This is a genomic window from Sulfurovum sp., from assembly GCF_049668085.1.
Taxonomy (GTDB): Bacteria; Campylobacterota; Campylobacteria; order Campylobacterales; family Sulfurovaceae; genus Sulfurovum.
Genome location: NZ_JBATIY010000084.1, coordinates 1 through 17,992, shown reverse-complemented (window position 1 = coordinate 17,992; position 17,992 = coordinate 1). Strand labels below are relative to the sequence as shown.

At 37.2% G+C, this 17,992-nt stretch carries 19 protein-coding genes and 1 pseudogene; 11 read left to right on the top strand and 9 right to left on the bottom strand.

The window, feature by feature from the left end; translation table 11 throughout:
* Nucleotides 1-263, top strand: a pseudogene (locus WBM70_RS05325) (recombination mediator RecR); the annotation flags it as partial.
* 23 nt (nt 264-286) lie between these two features.
* Here the strand turns inward: WBM70_RS05325 and WBM70_RS05320 are convergent.
* A complete protein-coding gene (locus tag WBM70_RS05320; RefSeq protein ID WP_424557475.1) occupies nt 287-1,330 on the bottom strand; it encodes a DHH family phosphoesterase in 1,044 nt (347 codons plus the stop codon).
* 99 nt (nt 1,331-1,429) lie between these two features.
* A complete protein-coding gene (locus WBM70_RS05315) occupies nt 1,430-1,825 on the bottom strand; it encodes an RrF2 family transcriptional regulator (RefSeq protein ID WP_424557474.1) in 396 nt (131 codons plus the stop codon).
* 148 nt (nt 1,826-1,973) lie between these two features.
* Between WBM70_RS05315 and rpsO the strand changes: the two genes are divergently transcribed.
* From rpsO to dnaK, 3 genes are all read left to right on the top strand, one after another.
* Entirely contained in the window at nt 1,974-2,243 is a 270-nt protein-coding gene (rpsO, locus tag WBM70_RS05310; RefSeq protein ID WP_424557473.1) for a 30S ribosomal protein S15, read from the top strand.
* 230 nt (nt 2,244-2,473) lie between these two features.
* The gene (gene grpE, locus WBM70_RS05305) at nt 2,474-3,007 is read left to right on the top strand and encodes a nucleotide exchange factor GrpE (RefSeq protein ID WP_424557472.1); all 534 of its coding nucleotides are present in this window, start codon (nt 2,474-2,476) and stop codon (nt 3,005-3,007) included.
* 29 nt (nt 3,008-3,036) lie between these two features.
* Nucleotides 3,037-4,911: a molecular chaperone DnaK gene (dnaK, locus tag WBM70_RS05300; protein ID WP_424557471.1), complete on the top strand. Its 1,875-nt coding sequence runs from the start codon at nt 3,037-3,039 to the stop codon at nt 4,909-4,911.
* 94 nt (nt 4,912-5,005) lie between these two features.
* Here dnaK and WBM70_RS05295 read toward each other — a convergent pair whose 3' ends face one another.
* Nucleotides 5,006-6,277, bottom strand: coding sequence for a BamA/TamA family outer membrane protein (locus WBM70_RS05295; protein WP_424557470.1), 1,272 nt, complete (start codon nt 6,275-6,277; stop codon nt 5,006-5,008).
* 142 nt (nt 6,278-6,419) lie between these two features.
* Between WBM70_RS05295 and WBM70_RS05290 the strand changes: the two genes are divergently transcribed.
* Entirely contained in the window at nt 6,420-6,719 is a 300-nt protein-coding gene (locus WBM70_RS05290) for a chorismate mutase (protein WP_424557469.1), read from the top strand.
* Here WBM70_RS05290 and WBM70_RS05285 read toward each other — a convergent pair.
* Entirely contained in the window at nt 6,716-6,898 is a 183-nt protein-coding gene (locus tag WBM70_RS05285) for a DUF6726 family protein (RefSeq protein ID WP_424557468.1), read from the bottom strand. The genes WBM70_RS05290 and WBM70_RS05285 overlap by 4 nt on opposite strands.
* A gap of 125 nt (nt 6,899-7,023) precedes the next feature.
* On the opposite strand from WBM70_RS05285, the gene WBM70_RS05280 reads away from it, so the two are divergent.
* Together WBM70_RS05280 and WBM70_RS05275 are read left to right on the top strand one after the other, a co-directional pair.
* Nucleotides 7,024-7,677, top strand: coding sequence for a response regulator transcription factor (locus WBM70_RS05280; RefSeq protein ID WP_424557467.1), 654 nt, complete (start codon nt 7,024-7,026; stop codon nt 7,675-7,677).
* Nucleotides 7,678-7,777: 100 nt separating this feature from the next.
* Nucleotides 7,778-8,842 (top strand): sensor histidine kinase, encoded by a 1,065-nt coding sequence (locus tag WBM70_RS05275; protein WP_424557466.1) that lies wholly within the window; start codon nt 7,778-7,780, stop codon nt 8,840-8,842.
* A gap of 2 nt (nt 8,843-8,844) precedes the next feature.
* Here the strand turns inward: WBM70_RS05275 and WBM70_RS05270 are convergent, their stop codons facing one another.
* Genes WBM70_RS05270 through WBM70_RS05260 form a run of 3 tightly spaced genes read right to left on the bottom strand, consistent with a single transcriptional unit; the run spans nt 8,845 to nt 11,131 of the window.
* Nucleotides 8,845-9,237, bottom strand: coding sequence for a CBS domain-containing protein (locus WBM70_RS05270; RefSeq protein WP_424557465.1), 393 nt, complete (start codon nt 9,235-9,237; stop codon nt 8,845-8,847).
* A gap of 11 nt (nt 9,238-9,248) precedes the next feature.
* The gene (locus tag WBM70_RS05265) at nt 9,249-9,599 is read right to left on the bottom strand and encodes a transcriptional regulator (RefSeq protein WP_424557464.1); all 351 of its coding nucleotides are present in this window, start codon (nt 9,597-9,599) and stop codon (nt 9,249-9,251) included.
* Entirely contained in the window at nt 9,596-11,131 is a 1,536-nt protein-coding gene (locus tag WBM70_RS05260) for a DUF1538 domain-containing protein (protein WP_424557476.1), read from the bottom strand. Before WBM70_RS05260 ends, WBM70_RS05265 begins: the two co-directional genes overlap by 4 nt.
* A gap of 395 nt (nt 11,132-11,526) precedes the next feature.
* On the opposite strand from WBM70_RS05260, the gene WBM70_RS05255 reads away from it, so the two are divergent.
* From WBM70_RS05255 to WBM70_RS05245, 3 genes are read left to right on the top strand one after another with little or no spacing between them, the layout of a single operon-like run.
* A complete protein-coding gene (locus WBM70_RS05255) occupies nt 11,527-12,759 on the top strand; it encodes a hypothetical protein (protein WP_424557463.1) in 1,233 nt (410 codons plus the stop codon).
* A gap of 14 nt (nt 12,760-12,773) precedes the next feature.
* Nucleotides 12,774-13,307, top strand: coding sequence for an FMN-binding protein (locus WBM70_RS05250; protein WP_424557462.1), 534 nt, complete (start codon nt 12,774-12,776; stop codon nt 13,305-13,307).
* Nucleotides 13,308-13,781 (top strand): hypothetical protein, encoded by a 474-nt coding sequence (locus WBM70_RS05245; RefSeq protein WP_424557461.1) that lies wholly within the window; start codon nt 13,308-13,310, stop codon nt 13,779-13,781.
* A gap of 322 nt (nt 13,782-14,103) precedes the next feature.
* Here the strand turns inward: WBM70_RS05245 and WBM70_RS05240 are convergent, their stop codons facing one another.
* The gene (locus WBM70_RS05240) at nt 14,104-15,147 is read right to left on the bottom strand and encodes an FAD:protein FMN transferase (RefSeq protein ID WP_424557460.1); all 1,044 of its coding nucleotides are present in this window, start codon (nt 15,145-15,147) and stop codon (nt 14,104-14,106) included.
* Complete coding sequence (locus WBM70_RS05235; RefSeq protein WP_424557459.1) at nt 15,147-17,078, bottom strand: thioredoxin domain-containing protein; 1,932 nt, start codon at nt 17,076-17,078, stop codon at nt 15,147-15,149. The genes WBM70_RS05240 and WBM70_RS05235 overlap by 1 nt, the downstream gene beginning before the upstream one ends.
* Nucleotides 17,079-17,198: 120 nt before the next feature.
* Between WBM70_RS05235 and WBM70_RS05230 the strand changes: the two genes are divergently transcribed.
* A partial coding sequence (locus WBM70_RS05230) for a protein-disulfide reductase DsbD domain-containing protein (RefSeq protein WP_424557458.1) occupies nt 17,199-17,992 on the top strand: 794 nt, incomplete at its 3' end.

Below are 17,992 nucleotides of genomic sequence, written 5' to 3'. Positions count from 1 at the left end.
ATGGTGTCTACTATGTAGTGACAGAAGTACGTGATCTCGATGAAGCTCATTTGTTTTATGCAGTAGAGGGAGTATCTGAAATGATTTTCGCTTTTCCTCCAAGTATTGCTACAGATACCATGATACTCTATATAGAAGATAAGTTAAAAGGTCTTGATATACATTTCACAAAGATAGCCCAAGGTGTACCTACAGGAGTAGAATTAGAGAACATAGATGTGATGTCACTCTCGCGTGCATTAGAGGCGAGAGTGAAGATTTAATATAAAGATCAGTGAAGAAGGATCTATTGACATTTTTTGTCAATATACTCTTGTACGAATTTTCGTACATCTGCATAGACAAACGAATCTTTGTACCCTTCTACTTTACCACCACTTGCATTAGGATGCCCTCCACCATTTCCGATGTGAGAGGCCATTTTTGAGACATCTAGTTTGTTATTACTTCTAAGTGAAAAGTTTCCTCTAAAGTTAATATCCATATAAAAGTCATAGTCATCATTTTCTACCATACAAGCATTGCCAATAATGGATGTGTTGCCTACGTTGTAACCAAGGATACCTTTATATTCTTTATAGTGTATCGTCAAACGTTGTTTATCTGCAGTCAAAAGGTCTGTGACATAATAGGCAACAAGGTTGTCTTTGGTGTTATTTTCTGCTTGTTTGAAAAATGCTTTTTTGATCTGGTGTAGATCATCATCAAGTTTGATTGGAGCATCTTCCTCATTGACTCTTTGTTTTGCTGCTTCAATAAGGGAGAGTTTGAAGGCTCTGTCTTGGGCAGGGAATAAGATACGGTTTACTTCTCTTGCTCCAGAGATCATTCCAAGCATGACTTTCCCATATTCAAACAGTGCATCATCACTTAACCAAATGTCTATAGCATTGATCGCTTGTACGATAGTGGCTAAGTCATTGTTTTTATCAAAACCATAATGTTGTTGAAGCCATTCATAGGTAATGAGTGTTGCACAACGTGTTGTATCAAGCTTATACCATGCAAAACGTTCAGCAGCGGAAGCTCCTGTAGCATGGTGGTCAAGTAGTTGAAGTTTCGCACCGATACGTACAGCTTCTTTTTCTATCCAAGTACCTTCTTTTGTTGTGAGGTTAAGGTCTGTAATGAGAATAAGTGCCTCGATCTCATCTCCATGTAAGAACTTATCTTGTTCTATCTTTTTAACGATCTCACCCATTCTTGCCGGCACTTCTGGACCATAGTTTGCATTATAGCAGTCGATGGTGTCGAAACATTGTTGGGAGAGGTATTGACAACCATAGCCGTCAAGGTCTATATGTGAGAGGTGGTAAACATGTTGTTTCATAAAAATATGCCTTTTTGAGGTTAAAATATAAGTGCATTATACAATGAAGTACTTGTAGGGTCGATAGAATCGACCCTAAGGAGGAGTAGCTAGTGTGGCTTAAAGTATGTCACCTAGCGTTAAACCATTTAAAAAGTCATCTATTTTTGTTTGGAAATTCATGAGAAAAGGTGAGATGGCACAAGTTCCAATGGTTCCATTAGGACAGTTATTTATAGTTGTACAGTCAAACACAGCTGGAGACTTACCTTCAGCAGCAAAGATGATATGACTTACACTGATCTCATTGACATCTTGAGCCAAGATAAATCCACCATGTGCTCCTTTACGTGATTCAAGGATTCCTTGTTTTGCAAGATTTTGTAAGATCTTTGCAAGAAAGCTTTTAGGGATACAGAGTTCAGTTGCCAACTGTTCTGCACCAATAGGACTGTCAGATTTTCGTATAACATCTAAAGAGAGTAGAGCATACTCACTTGCACGGGTTAATAACATAATAGAGCCTTTCACTTAATTAGGAGTATTTTACTCTAATTTATATTAAAGTAGGCATGAAATGAATCAATAGTTATCTAAGCTTATTATGATATGATTGCGTTCCCAAAGTAAATTTTGGAGATTTTATACCAATCAGGAGGTCATTATGGCTTTAGATCAGGCGAAAAAAGCAGAAATAATTGCTAAATATGCTAGAGGAAACGGCGATACAGGTTCTACAGAAGTACAAGTAGCTCTTATCACAGAGAGAATTACATACTTAACAGATCACCTTAAAACAAATAAAAAAGATCACTCTTCAAGACTTGGACTACTTAAACTAGTAGGTCAAAGAAGAAGACTTATGAGATATCTTAAGAATACAGATCTTGCTAGATGGAACACTATCAAATCAGATCTTGGTATCAGAAACTAATATCTCATTCCTTATCAGCCTTTTGGCTGATAAATCTTTCTTGCGTTACCACTTATAAACCCTTTTAATTTTAGTTTATACATACTATTGAAAGCTATCAATCTGCACTTTTTATTAAGTTTAGTCAGTTTCACTCAACTATTACTTGACAAACATACACTCAATGTTGTATAATCATTTTAAGCATTAGATATTAAGATGCAATATTTATAACATAAGGAGGTCTGTAAATGAGTCAAGAGAATGAAGATCTTGAAGAGTCTCAGGAAGAAGAAGAGCAAATAGAAGCAGAAGGAACTGTAGAAGTTGATCCTCTTGAAGCTGCTCTTGCAGAAGCTGCGGACTACAAAGATAAATATCTTAGGGCGCATGCTGACTTTGAAAACTCTAAAAAACGTTTAGAGAAAGATAAAATGAATGCAGTATCTTATGCAAACGAAAGTTTTGCAAAAGATATTTTGGCGGTCATGGACTCTTTTGAGAATGCATTGGCATCAATGGAAGAGAGTGAAGACGGCTCGGAAGTCTTGGAAAAGATGAAAGAGGGTGTAAATCTTACGCATGAACAACTCAAAAAGGTTTTAGAAAAAAATCACATTAAAGCGGTGGACTGTGAAGGTCAATTTGATCCGGAAGTACATCAAGCCATTATGCAAGTCGACAGTGATGCGCATGAAACAGGTGATGTAGTTCAAGTGATGCAAAAAGGGTATACGATAAAAGATCGTATTTTGAGACCAGCGATGGTTTCTACCTGTAAATAAAAATAAAATAGAATAGTTAAGGATTTAATATGGCAAAAGTATTAGGAATAGATTTAGGAACAACAAACTCTGCAATGGCAGTGTTTGAAAATGGTGAAGCAAAGATCATCGCTAACAAAGAAGGTAAAAATACTACACCTTCTATCGTTGCGTTTACAGATAAAGGTGAAGTACTCGTAGGTGAGTCTGCAAAAAGACAAGCGATCACAAACCCAGAAAAGACAATTTACTCTATTAAGAGAATTATGGGTCTGATGATGAGTGAAGATAAGGCTAAAGAGGCGCAAAGCAAGCTTCCATACCATATTATAGATAGAGCTGGTGCATGTGCAATTGAAGTAGCAGATAAAACGTATACACCTCAAGAGATCTCTGCAAAAGTACTTATGAAAATGAAAGAAGATGCAGAGGCATACCTTGGTGAGACTATCACTGATGCTGTTGTTACTGTACCTGCATATTTCAATGACGCACAAAGAAAAGCAACAAAAGAAGCGGGAACGATCGCGGGTCTTAATGTGCTTCGTATTATTAATGAACCAACATCAGCAGCACTTGCATACGGTCTTGATAAAAAAGAATCAGAGCAGATCGTAGTATATGACCTTGGTGGTGGTACATTTGATGTTACTGCACTTGAAACAGGTGATGGTGTTGTTGAAGTTATGGCAACAGGAGGAGATGCATTCCTTGGTGGTGATGACTTTGATAACAGAATTATCGATTTTGTTGCAGATGAGTTTAAAGCTGAGACAGGTATCGATGTAAAAGCGGATGTGATGGCACTTCAAAGGGTTAAAGATGCGGCAGAGACAGCAAAAAAAGAGCTTTCTTCATCAACGGAGACTGAGATTAACCTTCCGTTTATCACAGCAGATGCATCAGGACCAAAACACTTAGTGACAAAAATCACTAGAGCAAAATTTGAGTCACTCATCGGTGACCTGGTAGCTAGTACGATCAAAACGGTACAAGGTGTACTTAAAGATGCCGGTCTTAGCACTTCTGATATCAATGAAGTTGTTATGGTTGGTGGTTCTACAAGAGTACCATTGGTTCAAGAAGAGATGAAAAAATTCTTTGGTAAAGAGCTTAACAAATCTGTTAACCCGGATGAAGTTGTTGCACTTGGTGCGGCTATCCAAGGTGGTGTACTTGCAGGTGATGTGAAAGATGTACTTTTACTTGATGTAACACCATTGAGTCTTGGTATCGAAACATTAGGTGGAGTAACAACGAAAGTGATCGAAAAAGGAACGACTATTCCTGCGAAGAAATCACAAGTATTCTCAACTGCTGAAGATAACCAGCCAGCGGTTAGCATCCATGTACTTCAAGGTGAAAGAGAGTTTTCTAAAGATAACAAATCACTTGGTATGTTCGAGCTTAGAGATATTCCTGCAGCGCCAAGAGGGGTACCACAGATCGAAGTTACATTTGACATCGATGCGAATGGTATCTTAACTGTTTCTGCGAGTGACAAAGGTACTGGAAAATCTCAAGAGATCAAGATCACTGGTTCGTCAGGACTTTCTGATGAAGAGATCGAAAAAATGGTTCAAGATGCTGAAGCGAACAAAGCTGAAGATGAGAAAAGAAAAGAAGTAGTTGAAGCAAGAAACCAGGCTGATGCATTGGTTCACCAAACAAGAAAGTCATTGACTGATCTAGGTGAGAACTTTGATGCTGCAGAAAAAGAGAGTATAGAAGCTGCTATTACTGATCTTGAAGAGACACTTAAAGATGACTCTGCAACAAAAGAGCAGATAGAAGAAAAAGTGAAAACTTTGACTGAAAAAAGTCATAAACTGGCGGAAGCTATGTATGCTAAAGAACAAGGCGGCGCAAACCCGGAAGCAAAAAAAGCAGACGATGACGATGTTATCGATGCTGAAGTAGAGTAAGACTCTGTTTCAATTCATAGGGGCTTTGCCCCTAATGATAAAATTGAAAATAAAAAACGATTATTTTTTATTTTGAGGATTATTGTAAAGGAAACTAAAAATCAAATGGTTGCTGCGCCATTAGCCACATGTAGGTACCTTCTTCCCCATAGGCAACTTCAAGTCGTATTGGCAATTCACTTACAAGAGCACGCAAACTGATACCAACATCATATTTCATATCATTTAAAAGATCAAGATCGTATTCATCATGTACTCTACCTACTTCTACAAATGGAACCACTTGAAACCACTCTACTTTAGCTGGGAACCAAGTGCTATCTTTTAGGGGGTTGTATTTAATGATAGCCCTATACTCTGCAGCAGCATAAAATACTGCTTTATCAGAAAACCGGTTCATATCATAGCCTCTCATCCGGTTGAATCCTCCTAATCTAGCACCCTCCCACATAGGAGGACGATGTGCATTAAAACCTGGAGAGATCTCTTGATCATTGTCCCAAGAGAAAGAGTATCCAGTCCACATACTTAGTGCAAGGACATTTTGCTGGGTAAAAGAGAATGTATCAAGATCAAAATAATGATTGTATTTAAACTCTAAGAAATCCCAGCTTTGTAGTGAATCTCCTTTGCCAAAGTCTTTTGAGTATTGTAGCTGGAAATGGTATCCTCTAGTTGGATTCACTTCAAAATCTGTATTGTCATGGGTAAGAAAAAGTCTCAGTCCATTGGTATTCCATGTTGGTACATCTGTCCCATTTTTCCACCAAATACTGTCTTTCCACATGTCAGTGTTGTCTGTATTATCGGTTTGAAAAAATGCTTTTAGTCCTACAAATGTTCGGCCTGTTACGAAGGGTATACCATTGCCACATCCATCTCTACCCACACAAAAACCGTTTTCCAAAGTATAAAGATTATCAGGGTTTTCTTTGCCTTCTCCAATAGGAAGAGTATATTTTAAAGTCGCAGCAAAAAAGTTTGTGTCTCCTGAAGAGATATAGGCATCATCTTTATTTGAGTTATTGGAACCGTCTATATAGTAATGTGTTTTTGGAAAATAACTTTTGAGACCCATAAATGAAAAGAAGAGTCTATCTGTATAGGGGACTTTATAGTCTGCTAGTGCGATGAATCCACCAGAAAAAGCGGCTTCATCCGGTTGTCCATTGATAATGATATCCTTAGGTAATCCTGTAAATATAGTAGCAATTAATGTAGTTTGTGGTTGAAATAAACCTTCCTTTATTACACTTATTCCCCCTGCAAGACCAGTGGAATCACTCGAAAATGCATAAGGTAAAAGAATCCATTCTTGACTTTTTGTTCTATTTGTATCATCTGGAGTATTTAAAGGATTACTCAAGAGAACAGTAGTATTTAAACAAGCTAGAAATAAATATTTTTTGTTTTTCATATAACAATTATATCCAATATATCCAAAATATATTTCGAATATTTTTAGGCTATAATACAGCTAGTATAGAGACATAATTAAGGATATAATAATGGAAATTAAAAAGTGTACCACACTTGAAGAAGCAAGAAATGAAATAGATAGCGTAGATAAAGAGATCGTTGAGTTAATAGCCAAACGAAATGAATATATTAAACAGATAGCCCACTTTAAAACAAGTGTAGCAGAGGTCAAAGCAGAGGAGAGAATAGACGATGTGATCGCTCATGTAAGAGAACAAGCTATTTCTCTTGGATTGTCTCCTAATCTTATCAATGATCTTTATGTCAGAATGATAGATGAGATGGTAGAGAGTGAGATTTCCGAATTTAAGAACGCGCAGAGATATTAATCTTCTTCCTCTTCATCGTCTGAACCTGCAACTGCACCAATGGCAGAACCTGTAACATCTATGGTTGCACCTACAACAGAACCTGCAATATCAATAGGGGCTGTTACCACTTGTGTGCATCCTGATAATAAAACCAAAGTGATGATCGAATAGAGTGTTAATTTTTTGTGACTTGGCATGTAGTGCTTCCCTGTACTGAATTGTTGATCCTTGATATGAGGGGATTATAGCATAAACTCTTTGTGTACTCCTCTACACAAAGAGTATGATAGAATATATGATCGATTTATATTAAAGGTTTGGTATGAAGATATTATTGCTTGAAGACGATGTGATCTTACAGGAGATCATAGAAGAATTTCTCATAGAAAAAGGGTATGAAGTAGAGTGTTTTTTTGATGGTGAAAAAGCATTGGATGCAATAGGTTCGAGTTCTTATGAACTACTGCTTTTAGATGTAAATGTTCCCAATATTGATGGCTTTGAAATACTCTCATACCTCCGTGATATAGGCAATACTACTCCAGCTATATACATCACATCTCTTGCGGGGATCGATGATCTTAAAAAAGGATTTGATCTTGGTGCAGATGACTACCTCAAAAAACCTTTTGAACTTGAAGAACTCAATGCACGCATAGAACATATTATAAGGATCTACCGTTTACAAGAAGAGATAGAGTTTGATGGGATGAAGTTCATCCCTAAGGCACATCAGATTTTTGTCAATGACGGTGTGATAGAAATGAGACAAAAAGAGGCACAGGTTTTAGAATATTTTATTCGTAATACAGGAAAGATCATCTCTTGTGACGAGATCATAGAAAATATATGGGATGATGAAAATGTTCCTGCACATGCGACCATACGTACCTATATAAAAAATTTGAGAAAAATGTTTGTAAAAGAATATTTTGAAAATATAAAAGGAGAAGGTTATCGTTTTAACATCGTATGAGCGTAAATCACTTTTTAGTTTTTTAGCCGTTTATCTAATATCAGTATTTATACTACTCGCTATTATTGGCTACCTTTTCTTTGAAAATAATCGTACTTCAATGCAAAGCGCTATGAAATTTGAAATGATGTATCAAGGCCGTATGTTATCTTCGTCCATTGTGATGAGAGCTATGGAAAATGATACAAAAGGTGTCATGGATACGATAAGTCGAAACCATTTCTTAAAAGAGTTAAAACATTGCCGATTCCAAGTAGGATATTATGATAAGGATAAAAAACCTATCTATACTGAAATTGATGATTTTGAAGTGACAGATAAAGATTTTTTCATTAAAGATAAGAGTTGCTACACCGTAACTGAAGATAAGAGCAGTCATTTAGGTGTACATTATATTGTGTTAAAAGAAAATGATCTTTCCAATACGTTACAGCAGTTACGTATAAAGATCATAGGTTACTTGGTCTTCTCCTATATATTGATGGGAATAGTAGGGTATTTCCTAGGACGGCTTTTTTTAAGACCGGTGAGGGAACAAATAGAATCTTTGGATAATTTTATTTCAGATACGACCCATGAACTCAACACACCAATCTCAGCTATTTTAATGACTATACAGTCTCTAAAAGATATAGAACCTAAAAAACTAAAACGCTTAGAAGCCAGTGCTAAAAGACTGTCTGTGATGTATAGTTCTTTGACTTATCGACTTGAAGGAAAAGTAGAGCCTTCAGAGTTATTGTGTTTTGCTGATATTGTCCAAGAGAGAGTCGAATATGTAAAAGAACTGATAGATTCTAAACGTTTACACATCACACTTGATCTTGACCCAACAGAAGTTTATATGCCTAAAACATCTTCTTATCGACTTATAGACAATTTACTTTCTAATGCTATCAAGTATTCTGATATAGGTGATAGTATTTTGATCACGCTTAAAGATAATGTTTTAAAAGTGAAAGATACGGGGATCGGGATAGACAAAAAAGTTCAAGATGATATTTTTACTCGATATCATAGAGAAAATGAGGAGCGTGGAGGCTTTGGGATTGGTTTGAATATCGTACTTTCTATTTGTAAAAAATATAATATCAAATTAGGACTAGAGTCTAAAAAAGGGGAAGGTAGTACATTCATACTGACCTTTCCTGCTGTGAAAAAATAAATTTATTCTACACTATCCATAAGGATACCAATGATATCGGTCATGGTTAGGATACCGTGTAGTTCATTGTTATCAAGAACAAGTAGACGTTTGATACTGTTCTGTACCATCATTCTTGCAGCATACTTTACATCAAGTTTTGCGGAGACGGAAAAGGCTGGAGTTGATGCAATATCATACACATTGAGAAGGTCGATATCTCCATCTTCAGCAACAATACTTTGTAAAATGTTTTTGAATGTCACAAGCCCATACGCACCATCTTTAGTCCCTTTATCTACAATAACAGAACGTACTTGATGTGCTTTCATTAAACTCAAAGCTTCTCTAACCGTTGACATAGCTGAGATCACTATCAACTTCTCTTTTTGTGTCATTACATTTTCTACTAACATTTGTTTCTCCTTTATATCATCGATTTGATGTCATGTTCAAATTTGTGCAACTCTTTTGTGTCAAGTCCGGCTACATGACTTAATGGCATAGTGAATGCTAAACCAATAGTATCCGGATTGTCAAGATCAAACTTACTACGAAGTTCCCGCATCACCTGTAGTGAAAGTTTCCTTGGCATGACAAAGAGTAAAACTGATACATTCTCTTCTAGTGTCAGACCAAAGAAAACTTTTTTCTCCTCAAGTCCGATACTTTTACCATGTATGATGGTCACCGAACCTGCACCGGCTTCTTTAGCCGTTTCTATAGCTGCTTCTTCATCTTTATCTTCAATGATCGCGATAAGTGCTGTGAATTTCATGATGCTTCTCCTTCATTTGTAGATTGTTCTGCTTTGAGCTTCTTCTTTTTATAGCGTTCTGCATGTATACCGTAGCCCATTACAGTAAGCATAGGGAAGAGTGATGCAAAGGCGATGAGCCCAAACCCATCGATAAGCGGATCACACCACTCTAGATTTTCTGCCAGACCCAAGCCTAATGCAGCCACTAACGGTACAGTAACTGTGGATGTGGTAACACCTCCACTGTCATATGCAATAGGTATGATATATTTTGGTGCAAAATAGGTAAACATGATGACAAATATATATCCTACAATGATATAGTAGTGTATCGGATCACCTGCTACTATACGATAAGAACCCAAAGCAATACCAATAGCAACACCAAATGCTACTACCATTCTAAGAATATTTTGTTTAATGTTCCCTTCACTTATTTCTTCTGCTTTGATAGCTATGGCTAGAAGAGCAGGCTCTGCCATAGTGGTAGAAAAACCTATGAGAAAAGCAAAAAGATAGATAAGTAAGTAGTTATCCATATTAGTCAGTTGGTAGGCTATGGTCTCACCTATAGGGAAGAGCCCCATTTCAAGTCCTACTATAAAAGCATAAAGCCCCAGTATCACCAGTATGATCCCTACTATGATCTTATGTAAATGTGCTACAGATTTACGAATGACCAAATATTGAAAAAAGAAGATCACTGTGAGTATGGGTATCACATCTAAAATGGTATTTATCAGTTCCCAGAAGATGTTCATCCAGTCAAAATGATATGCTACTGCCTTTCCTTTCTCTACAACTTTAGTTGCAACCTCTACAGCTTTTGTAGCGGTAGCGGATGTGGAGTAGACTAGGATGCCATAGGCCTGTACAAATATCATAGGCATAAGTGAGGCAAATGCTATCAGACCAAAACCGTCAATGGCAGGGTTTCGACCTTTGATACTAGAGGCAAGCCCAATTCCCAAAGCAGCGACAAGCGGTACGGTTACTGTTGAAGTGGTGACACCACCAGAGTCATATGCTAGGCCTATGATCTCTCTTGGTGCAAAGAAGGTGATCACTACCACTATGATATATCCGCTGATGATATAGTATTGTATAGGATGACCAACAAGGATACGGTAAGTACCAAGGGCTATGGCAAAACCAACTGAAAAAGCAACGGTCATACGCAGAAAAAATGCATCTACTCTACCATCACTGATTACTGCTGCTTTGTCAGCTATCGCTATAAGAGCAGGTTCTGCTACAGTGGTTGAAAACCCAATGGTAAATGCAAAAGCCAGCAACCAGAAAAGTGAACCTTTTTTGGCAAAGTCAACAGCCAATCCTTCACCTATGGGGAAGATACCCAATTCAAGACCACGGATAAAGAGTGCCAACCCTACTGCAACGATAGTGAGTCCTATGACAATAGAGATGAGATTATCCGGCACAGTACGGATGATAACCCCTTGAAATAGTGCAACAACAATGATAATAGGAAGGAGATCTCTAAAAGAGTTTTTTAGGTCCCCTGAAAATATTTTAAGGCTTTCTTTCATCATGATTGGGATTATATCTATTATAAGATTAGTCTATGCCTATTCAAACTATCTTTTCTTTTATAAAAAAGCATATATATCTCTTTCTTCCCACTTTTAAATAACTGACCTATATAAGTAGGGCTTCCTCATTTCACTATGAATGTTGAAGTTCACTACAAAATGATAGGTATATTTTACCTATGATATTTTTATGAAGTTATATGAATTTGCTCTTATTAAGCAAAATTCTTTTTCATTGTGATAGATTGCATATAAATTTTCAAAAATTTATAGACTTATATAATAATTTTTTATATATTAATAATTATTATCATTTTAATAATTGTTTAAGTTAAGATACGATAATTTGCGATCACGATAATTATTATCAATATTTAAACAAGGAATTACAAATGAAAAGATTAACTACAGCATTAAGCTTATCTACTATATTGGCAACAGGAGTTTATGCTTCATCATTAGAAGAGAGAGTTCAAGCACTTGAGGAACAAAACAGTGTATTGACAGAAGAGATTTTAGCTTCACAAACAGCTGGATTTACACTGGTTGATACAGATAAATCATATAATGGTATGGGACCAGCAGCCTCCAAAGTGTATTTTTCAAAAAATCCACTCTCTATAGGGGGGTATGGTGAAATGTTTTATGCAAATCCTGAAGGGACGGACGACTATGCAGATGTCTATAGATTTATCACTTATTTTGGATATAAATTTAATGACTGGATCGTACTGAATACAGAGATAGAGTTTGAACATGGAGCTGATTCCAATGATGGCGGTAAAGTAGTTGTAGAGTTTTTCTATCTTGACTTTTTACTTAGTCAGGAAGCAAATTTAAGACTTGGACATGTACTTGTACCTATGGGAATTGTGAACCTTAGACATGAGCCTACACTCTTTAACACTGTGCAAAGACCGGAAATTGAGAAATACCTTCTCCCTAGCACTTGGCATGAAAATGGAGCTCTTGTCTATGGTAGATTTGAGAATGCAGATATTGAGTATACAGCAGGTGTGGTAAATGCATTGAATTTAAATAATGATGACACCAAAACACCAAGTGGCTCTTGGATAAGAGAGGGGAGACTCGGTTCCAGTAAGGATGCATCATTTGATCCTGCTTTTGTTGGTCGTGTTGATTACACAGGTATCAATGGACTTATGGTCGGTGCCTCTGTCTATTATGGCGGAGGTTCAAATACTAAAGACGATACTGATATATCTGGACTTACAACAACAATGTTTGATATCCATGCAATCTATGATAACGGCCCATTCTCTGCGTATGGACTTTACACACAGAGCAACTTGGACGGTGCAGAAAAATTAAGCGCTGCAGCGGTTGAAAAAGCAAGCGGATATTATGCAAATGCATCTTATGATATCTCTTCTTTAGTGGGACTTAATTACACATTACCGGTCTTTGCCCAATACCAAAACTATAACCCAGTAGAAAAGACTGTAGATGGATTGAATGAAGACGAGTTTCAGACAGAAATTGTTACAATCGGATTAAATTTCTTCCCCGCAGATCAGGTGGTTCTTAAGGCTGACTATGCAATGAAAGAAGTGAATAATGTAGATAACAATACATTTTCTTTTGGTCTAGGCTTTATATTTTAATACGTGGATACACAATGAAAAAAATCTTTTTTATACTGCTTTTGGGGATACTTCTGTCCCCAATGAGTGTTGCTAAAGCGAATACATCTGTTGATGATGTGATAAAATCTTCATTTACCGGTGTTAGCACTATTGACCCTAAGCAGATCATACTGACAAAAAAACAGTTTTCTCAGGTGAAATCGAGAGCAAAAGCAGCTGTGAGAACTAAAATTTATCGTTACTACGATATAAAAAGTAAGACAAAAAGATTAGGGTATGCTGTACTTATCTCAAGAAAAGTGAGAGCGAAGAAGGCTACAGTACTTTATGCATTTGACAACTCCGGCACTTTAAAATTTACAGAAATTATGGCATTTGGAGAACCGCCGGAGTATATACCAAGTAATACGTGGATGAGTCAACTTCAAAACAAAGGTGGAACAACAAAACTTACAGTTGGGAAAGATATTCCTACGATCAGTGGTTCAACACTTTCTGCACGATCTATTACTGAAGGTGCTCGGGTAGCTAGAGCGCTCTATGAGACCATCTTAAAGAGTAAGTAGATGAAGTTTGTTATCAGTAAAGACCTGGAGCACTCTACATTACTGAACACACTGATGACGGGTGTCTCAGCAGCACTCTTTTTCTACCTGCTTTTTGATGTGATCTTGCATGGTTTGCTTATAGGAAGTGATGTCTCAACTATCTCCAGCACACTCTATGGAAATGCAGAGGAGTTTATAGAACCGATCTTGCTTGATACGCTTTTACTTCAAGTGCATATTGATCTATTTATGTCACTTTTTACATTGATGATACTCTCTACTATGTATATACGACTTTTTTCTGAAGAAAAAACAACAAAATGGCTTATACATCTGATATTCATCATTGGACTGGCGACACCGTTGATGTTACTTGTGTCATATATGGGTACGCTGTTATTTGTATATGTATGGATCTTTGCGTTTTTAGCAGGACACCTTTTGGCGATCTTTTTTGCACTTCGCATTATGAAAAGATTGTTCACTTTATGAAAAACTTATACCTTTATAAAATCCCCATAATCTATATGCTACTATATACTGTGGCTATTTTATTCTCTGGTATTTGGCTCTTTTTGCTTTCTCAAGGATTAGGAGAGGAGGGTATCAGTACGACACTGGATAATATGATACATGTGCCTGTTTCAAAGTCCATCTATGGTCTGATGGAGGTTGCAACCCCGCATCTGGTGAGTATAGGAATGCTTATCTTTCTTGTGGCACACTTTTTACTTTTTAGTACAAAGGTCTCGAAAGCATTTTCCAAAAAAATCTCCATCTTGTTGTTTATCATGGCGTTTGCAAATATTTTGGCCTATTTTTCGATCTCATTTGGTTTGTTCTCATCAGGATGGATTAAATTACTTTTGATGGCTGCTTTTGTATTATTGTTTGTTTTTGTATTGCTGTTAGTAGCATTTTCGCTCTTCTCTAACCACTCTAAAGAGACAAGTCCATCTAGATTCCCGTAGTGAACGGTGCCATCATGGGTCATGACAATATAGCCTATCTCTTTGTGCTTCCTCAAAAAGGTAAACGCTTTCTCTTTTGGCATAACCGAAACGGCTGTGGCATAGGCATCTATCTTTGTGTTATTAGCCTTTGTAAAGAGTGAGACAGAGACAAATATTTTACCCTGAGTAGCACGCTTTGGATTGATGAGGTGATGATGCTCTTGTGAGTGTACATAGCGTCTGTAGGTACCTGAAGTCGAGATAGAAAGTTGAGGTATGCGTGAGCGTAGCAGCGCAAAGGGAGAGGATTGAAATGGTGACTGTAGTCCAAATTCACACAGGTCCAAACAACGGATATCTCCAGAGAGTGCGATGATGCCTTGGGTAATGTTCTGCTCTTGCAGATAAGTGGCTACATGATCAACCCCAAACCCTTTGCCCATCCCTCCAAGATCAAGAGTAATATTCTTTTGGGTGCTAATCGTCTCTTTTCCTACGTTGATCTCTTCAATGTTTAACACAGCTTCATTAAGGGCTTTTTGAGAAGGAATGGTACTGTTTTCCTCACCAAAACGGTAAAGTTTTTTAGAAATAGAGCCGATCGTCACATCAAAATAGCCGTCTGTCTCATCATAGAGTGCTTTAGAGGCTCTTAACGCTTTTGCCAGGTCAACATTGTAGTCAATGTGATAGGTCTGATTCAGTTTGTAAAGCGCAGCACTTTCATCATAACTTGAAAGTGCTGACTCTATCTGCCTGATCTTTTTAAATGATTCAGATATCTGATTATTGTGTATTTTAGGCAGTGTAATGGAGACATAGGTTCCCATAAGTGCCTGCGTGCGTGTGAGCATCTCTTGACTGCTTACAAATAGCGGGAGAAGAAAAAGCAGTAAGGTACGCATTACCTTCGTTTTAGTACCTCAAGTACTCCATCAAAATCTTTTTCATGTCCAAAACAGCTGTTGGAATTACAGAGCATAAATCCGTCATTGGTGTCATTTTTCAAAAGAGAAAAAGGATGAGGGAGAGTGTCTAGATCTTTTATACGTGTTTGCAATTTCTCTTCTTTGGCTTTGATGATAATGTCATCTTTTAAATAGCGGATGACCATACGGCTCATCCGTGGGGTAGAGATCGGTTGTCGCATTACATCATAAGAGTAGATCTCTAGTGTTTTAAAGACAAACTTCTTATAGACACTGTCAACTAAAGAAGAGATACTGTGAAGTACGGAAAGCATGGTTGCTACTGAAGAAGGGTAGGAACTGTCATAAATATCTGCATTCGTTTCAAACTCTCCACGTGAGAATTTCCATTTGCCTTGAACAAAGTATTTCTCTATGGCACTGTTGGTGAGTTTGGTAGCTGTGATGAGGTAGGTTTCATCCAGTGTACTCTCATAGGCTTCTAGAAGAGTTTCTGCAAGGTATGCATAGTCTTCCAAAAATGCTTTGATCTTTGGTTTTTTACCCATGAGTGTAGAGTGAAAGAGCTCGGAGTTAATATACATACTCTCTAGCAGGGCATCAAGTGATTTAATAGCAGGTTTGAGGTAGGCATTATCAACACGGCTAGCTTTAAAAAGACTTTTGATCATCATGGCATTCCATGAGACAAGTACTTTCTTGTCTATAAAAGGATAAGTACGTTTTTCTCTTCGTTTTTTGAGTGCCTCTATCGCTTGATCATAATATGGGATATTATGGTTAGCAGGATCATCAACACGTACGATATTCTTGCCTTCAAAGTTTCCTTCTTCCGTAATATGTAGTGCCTTAGCGAGTGCTGTATGTTCTTTAGTTGGAATACCCGCTTTTGTAAAAGATTTTAAAGCTTTTTCATAGGTATAGACAAAGTACTTTCCTTCTTCACCTTCTGTGTCTGCGTCAGAAGCAGAATAAAAAAGAGCATCTTCACTCATATTTTTTATCATAAAGTCTATGGTTTCAAATGCCACTGACTTATAAAACTTATCTCCACTTACATGATAGGCTTTAAGGTAGACCTCTGAAAGCAGCGCATTATCATAGGTCATTTTTTCAAAATGGGGTATGAGCCATTCATTGTCTGTAGAGTAACGGCAAAAACCACCCTCTATCAGATCCCTCAAACCACCTTTTGCCATAGAAGTAAGTGAAAGCAGTGCCATATTACGTGTCTCTTTGTCTCCTGAGATACGATATACATCTAAAAGCAGGTCAAGCATAGAGGCTTGCGGAAACTTAGGGGCTTTGTTAAAACCACCATTTTGGTTGTCAAAAAGTTGTTTGGCTTGGTCTGAAAATCTATTGATAATACTTAAGTCCAGTTTTGTGGCTTGTATCTTGTCTTCTTTAGGATTGAGAAAACGGAGTATTTCATCGGCTTTCTCTGTAAGCAGATCTTTTTCTTTAGTATATTTGTCAGCGATGACTTCCAGGAGGCTTGAAAAACTCATCATGCCATAGCGTGGTTCATCAGGTATATAGGTTGCTGAGTAGAAAGGTTTCTGATCTTGTGTCAAGAAGATAGAAGTCGGCCAGCCTCCCGGGCGCTGATTCATCAGCTGATAGACTTCTTGAAAGTGCTTATCAATATCTGGACGCTCTTCTCTGTCTACTTTGATCGCAACAAAATGTTCATTTAAGATCTTTGCAGTCGCTTCATCTTTAAAAGATTCATCTTCCATTACATGGCACCAATGACAAGAACTGTACCCAATGGAGAGAAAAATTGCTTTATTCTCTTTATGTGCTTTTTCAAAGGCTTCTTCGCCCCATGGATACCACTCTACAGGGTTTTCAGCATGTTGCTGTAAGTAAGGTGAGTATTCATTTTTTAGATGATTTGACATTTTTTACCTTTAAATGTAATGCTTGTTTAGCTTTTATTATTCAACTTTGGCTACTATTACACAGCTTATACACAAATAGTACAATAGAATACTATAAAAGTTTACTATAAAAGAGAGAAAATGAATTATTTAGTAAAAAAGTTACTCTTATTGAGTTTCCTTTTAGGTACCTTTGCCTCTGCAGGTTTTGACAGTGCATTAAAAAAACAAAAGTTTTTATCACCTGAAGAAGCATTTCAAGTGACTGCCGTACTTAAAGATGATGTCATAGAAGCAAAGATCATTATGGCAGACAAAATTCATGTCTATGAAAATACATTACATTATAGAGTTATCTCTCCTTCTCTTGTTGAACTTACCGTAACAAAACCTGAACCACATGATTTTGAGGGTGACAAAGTATATGAAAAAGAATTGATCGTATCGATCCCTACCAAAGAGATAGAATCACAGGTCAAAGGTGATTATACACTTGAGATAGAGTTTCAAGGATGCTCAGATGCAGGCATTTGTTACCAGCCCATCAAAAAAACCTTTGAGTTTAAAGGGGCTGCACTCGGTCTATTTGACAAGATAGCAACATCTCTAAAAGAAGGAAACACTGCAAAAATAGCAGATTTATTGGTCAATGAAAGTTCTTTCTTTATTTTATTGCTTTTCTTTATTTTTGGTTTATTGTTGGCCTTGACACCATGTATTTTCCCTATGATACCTATCTTGTCTTCGATCATTGTTTCACAGCAGGGGGGAAGCGAACGACCAAGTGTAGCTCAAGCATTTTTTACTTCTTTGGTCTATGTCGTTTCTATGGCTCTGACATATACTGTAGTAGGGGTTGTAGCTGGATTAGTTGGTGCAGACATCCAAACGGCGATGCAAACCCCTTGGGTACTGACTATTTTTGCAGGAGTGTT

Bases quoted from the DNA above. Each gene is read 5' to 3' on its own strand.
- grpE (WP_424557472.1), top strand. From the start codon at position 2,474: ATGAGTCAAGAGAATGAAGATCTTGAAGAGTCTCAGGAAGAAGAAGAG.
- WBM70_RS05270 (WP_424557465.1), bottom strand. From the start codon at position 9,237: ATGTTAGTAGAAAATGTAATGACACAAAAAGAGAAGTTGATAGTGATC.
- WBM70_RS05290 (WP_424557469.1), top strand. From the start codon at position 6,420: ATGGAAATTAAAAAGTGTACCACACTTGAAGAAGCAAGAAATGAAATA.
- WBM70_RS05235 (WP_424557459.1), bottom strand. From the start codon at position 17,078: ATGTCAAATCATCTAAAAAATGAATACTCACCTTACTTACAGCAACAT.
- dnaK (WP_424557471.1), top strand. From the start codon at position 3,037: ATGGCAAAAGTATTAGGAATAGATTTAGGAACAACAAACTCTGCAATG.
- WBM70_RS05275 (WP_424557466.1), top strand. From the start codon at position 7,778: ATGCAAAGCGCTATGAAATTTGAAATGATGTATCAAGGCCGTATGTTA.
- WBM70_RS05315 (WP_424557474.1), bottom strand. From the start codon at position 1,825: ATGTTATTAACCCGTGCAAGTGAGTATGCTCTACTCTCTTTAGATGTT.
- WBM70_RS05260 (WP_424557476.1), bottom strand. From the start codon at position 11,131: ATGAAAGAAAGCCTTAAAATATTTTCAGGGGACCTAAAAAACTCTTTT.
- WBM70_RS05265 (WP_424557464.1), bottom strand. From the start codon at position 9,599: ATGAAATTCACAGCACTTATCGCGATCATTGAAGATAAAGATGAAGAA.
- WBM70_RS05255 (WP_424557463.1), top strand. From the start codon at position 11,527: ATGAAAAGATTAACTACAGCATTAAGCTTATCTACTATATTGGCAACA.
- rpsO (WP_424557473.1), top strand. From the start codon at position 1,974: ATGGCTTTAGATCAGGCGAAAAAAGCAGAAATAATTGCTAAATATGCT.
- WBM70_RS05240 (WP_424557460.1), bottom strand. From the start codon at position 15,147: ATGCGTACCTTACTGCTTTTTCTTCTCCCGCTATTTGTAAGCAGTCAA.
- WBM70_RS05320 (WP_424557475.1), bottom strand. From the start codon at position 1,330: ATGAAACAACATGTTTACCACCTCTCACATATAGACCTTGACGGCTAT.
- WBM70_RS05280 (WP_424557467.1), top strand. From the start codon at position 7,024: ATGAAGATATTATTGCTTGAAGACGATGTGATCTTACAGGAGATCATA.
- WBM70_RS05285 (WP_424557468.1), bottom strand. From the start codon at position 6,898: ATGCCAAGTCACAAAAAATTAACACTCTATTCGATCATCACTTTGGTT.
- WBM70_RS05245 (WP_424557461.1), top strand. From the start codon at position 13,308: ATGAAGTTTGTTATCAGTAAAGACCTGGAGCACTCTACATTACTGAAC.
- WBM70_RS05250 (WP_424557462.1), top strand. From the start codon at position 12,774: ATGAAAAAAATCTTTTTTATACTGCTTTTGGGGATACTTCTGTCCCCA.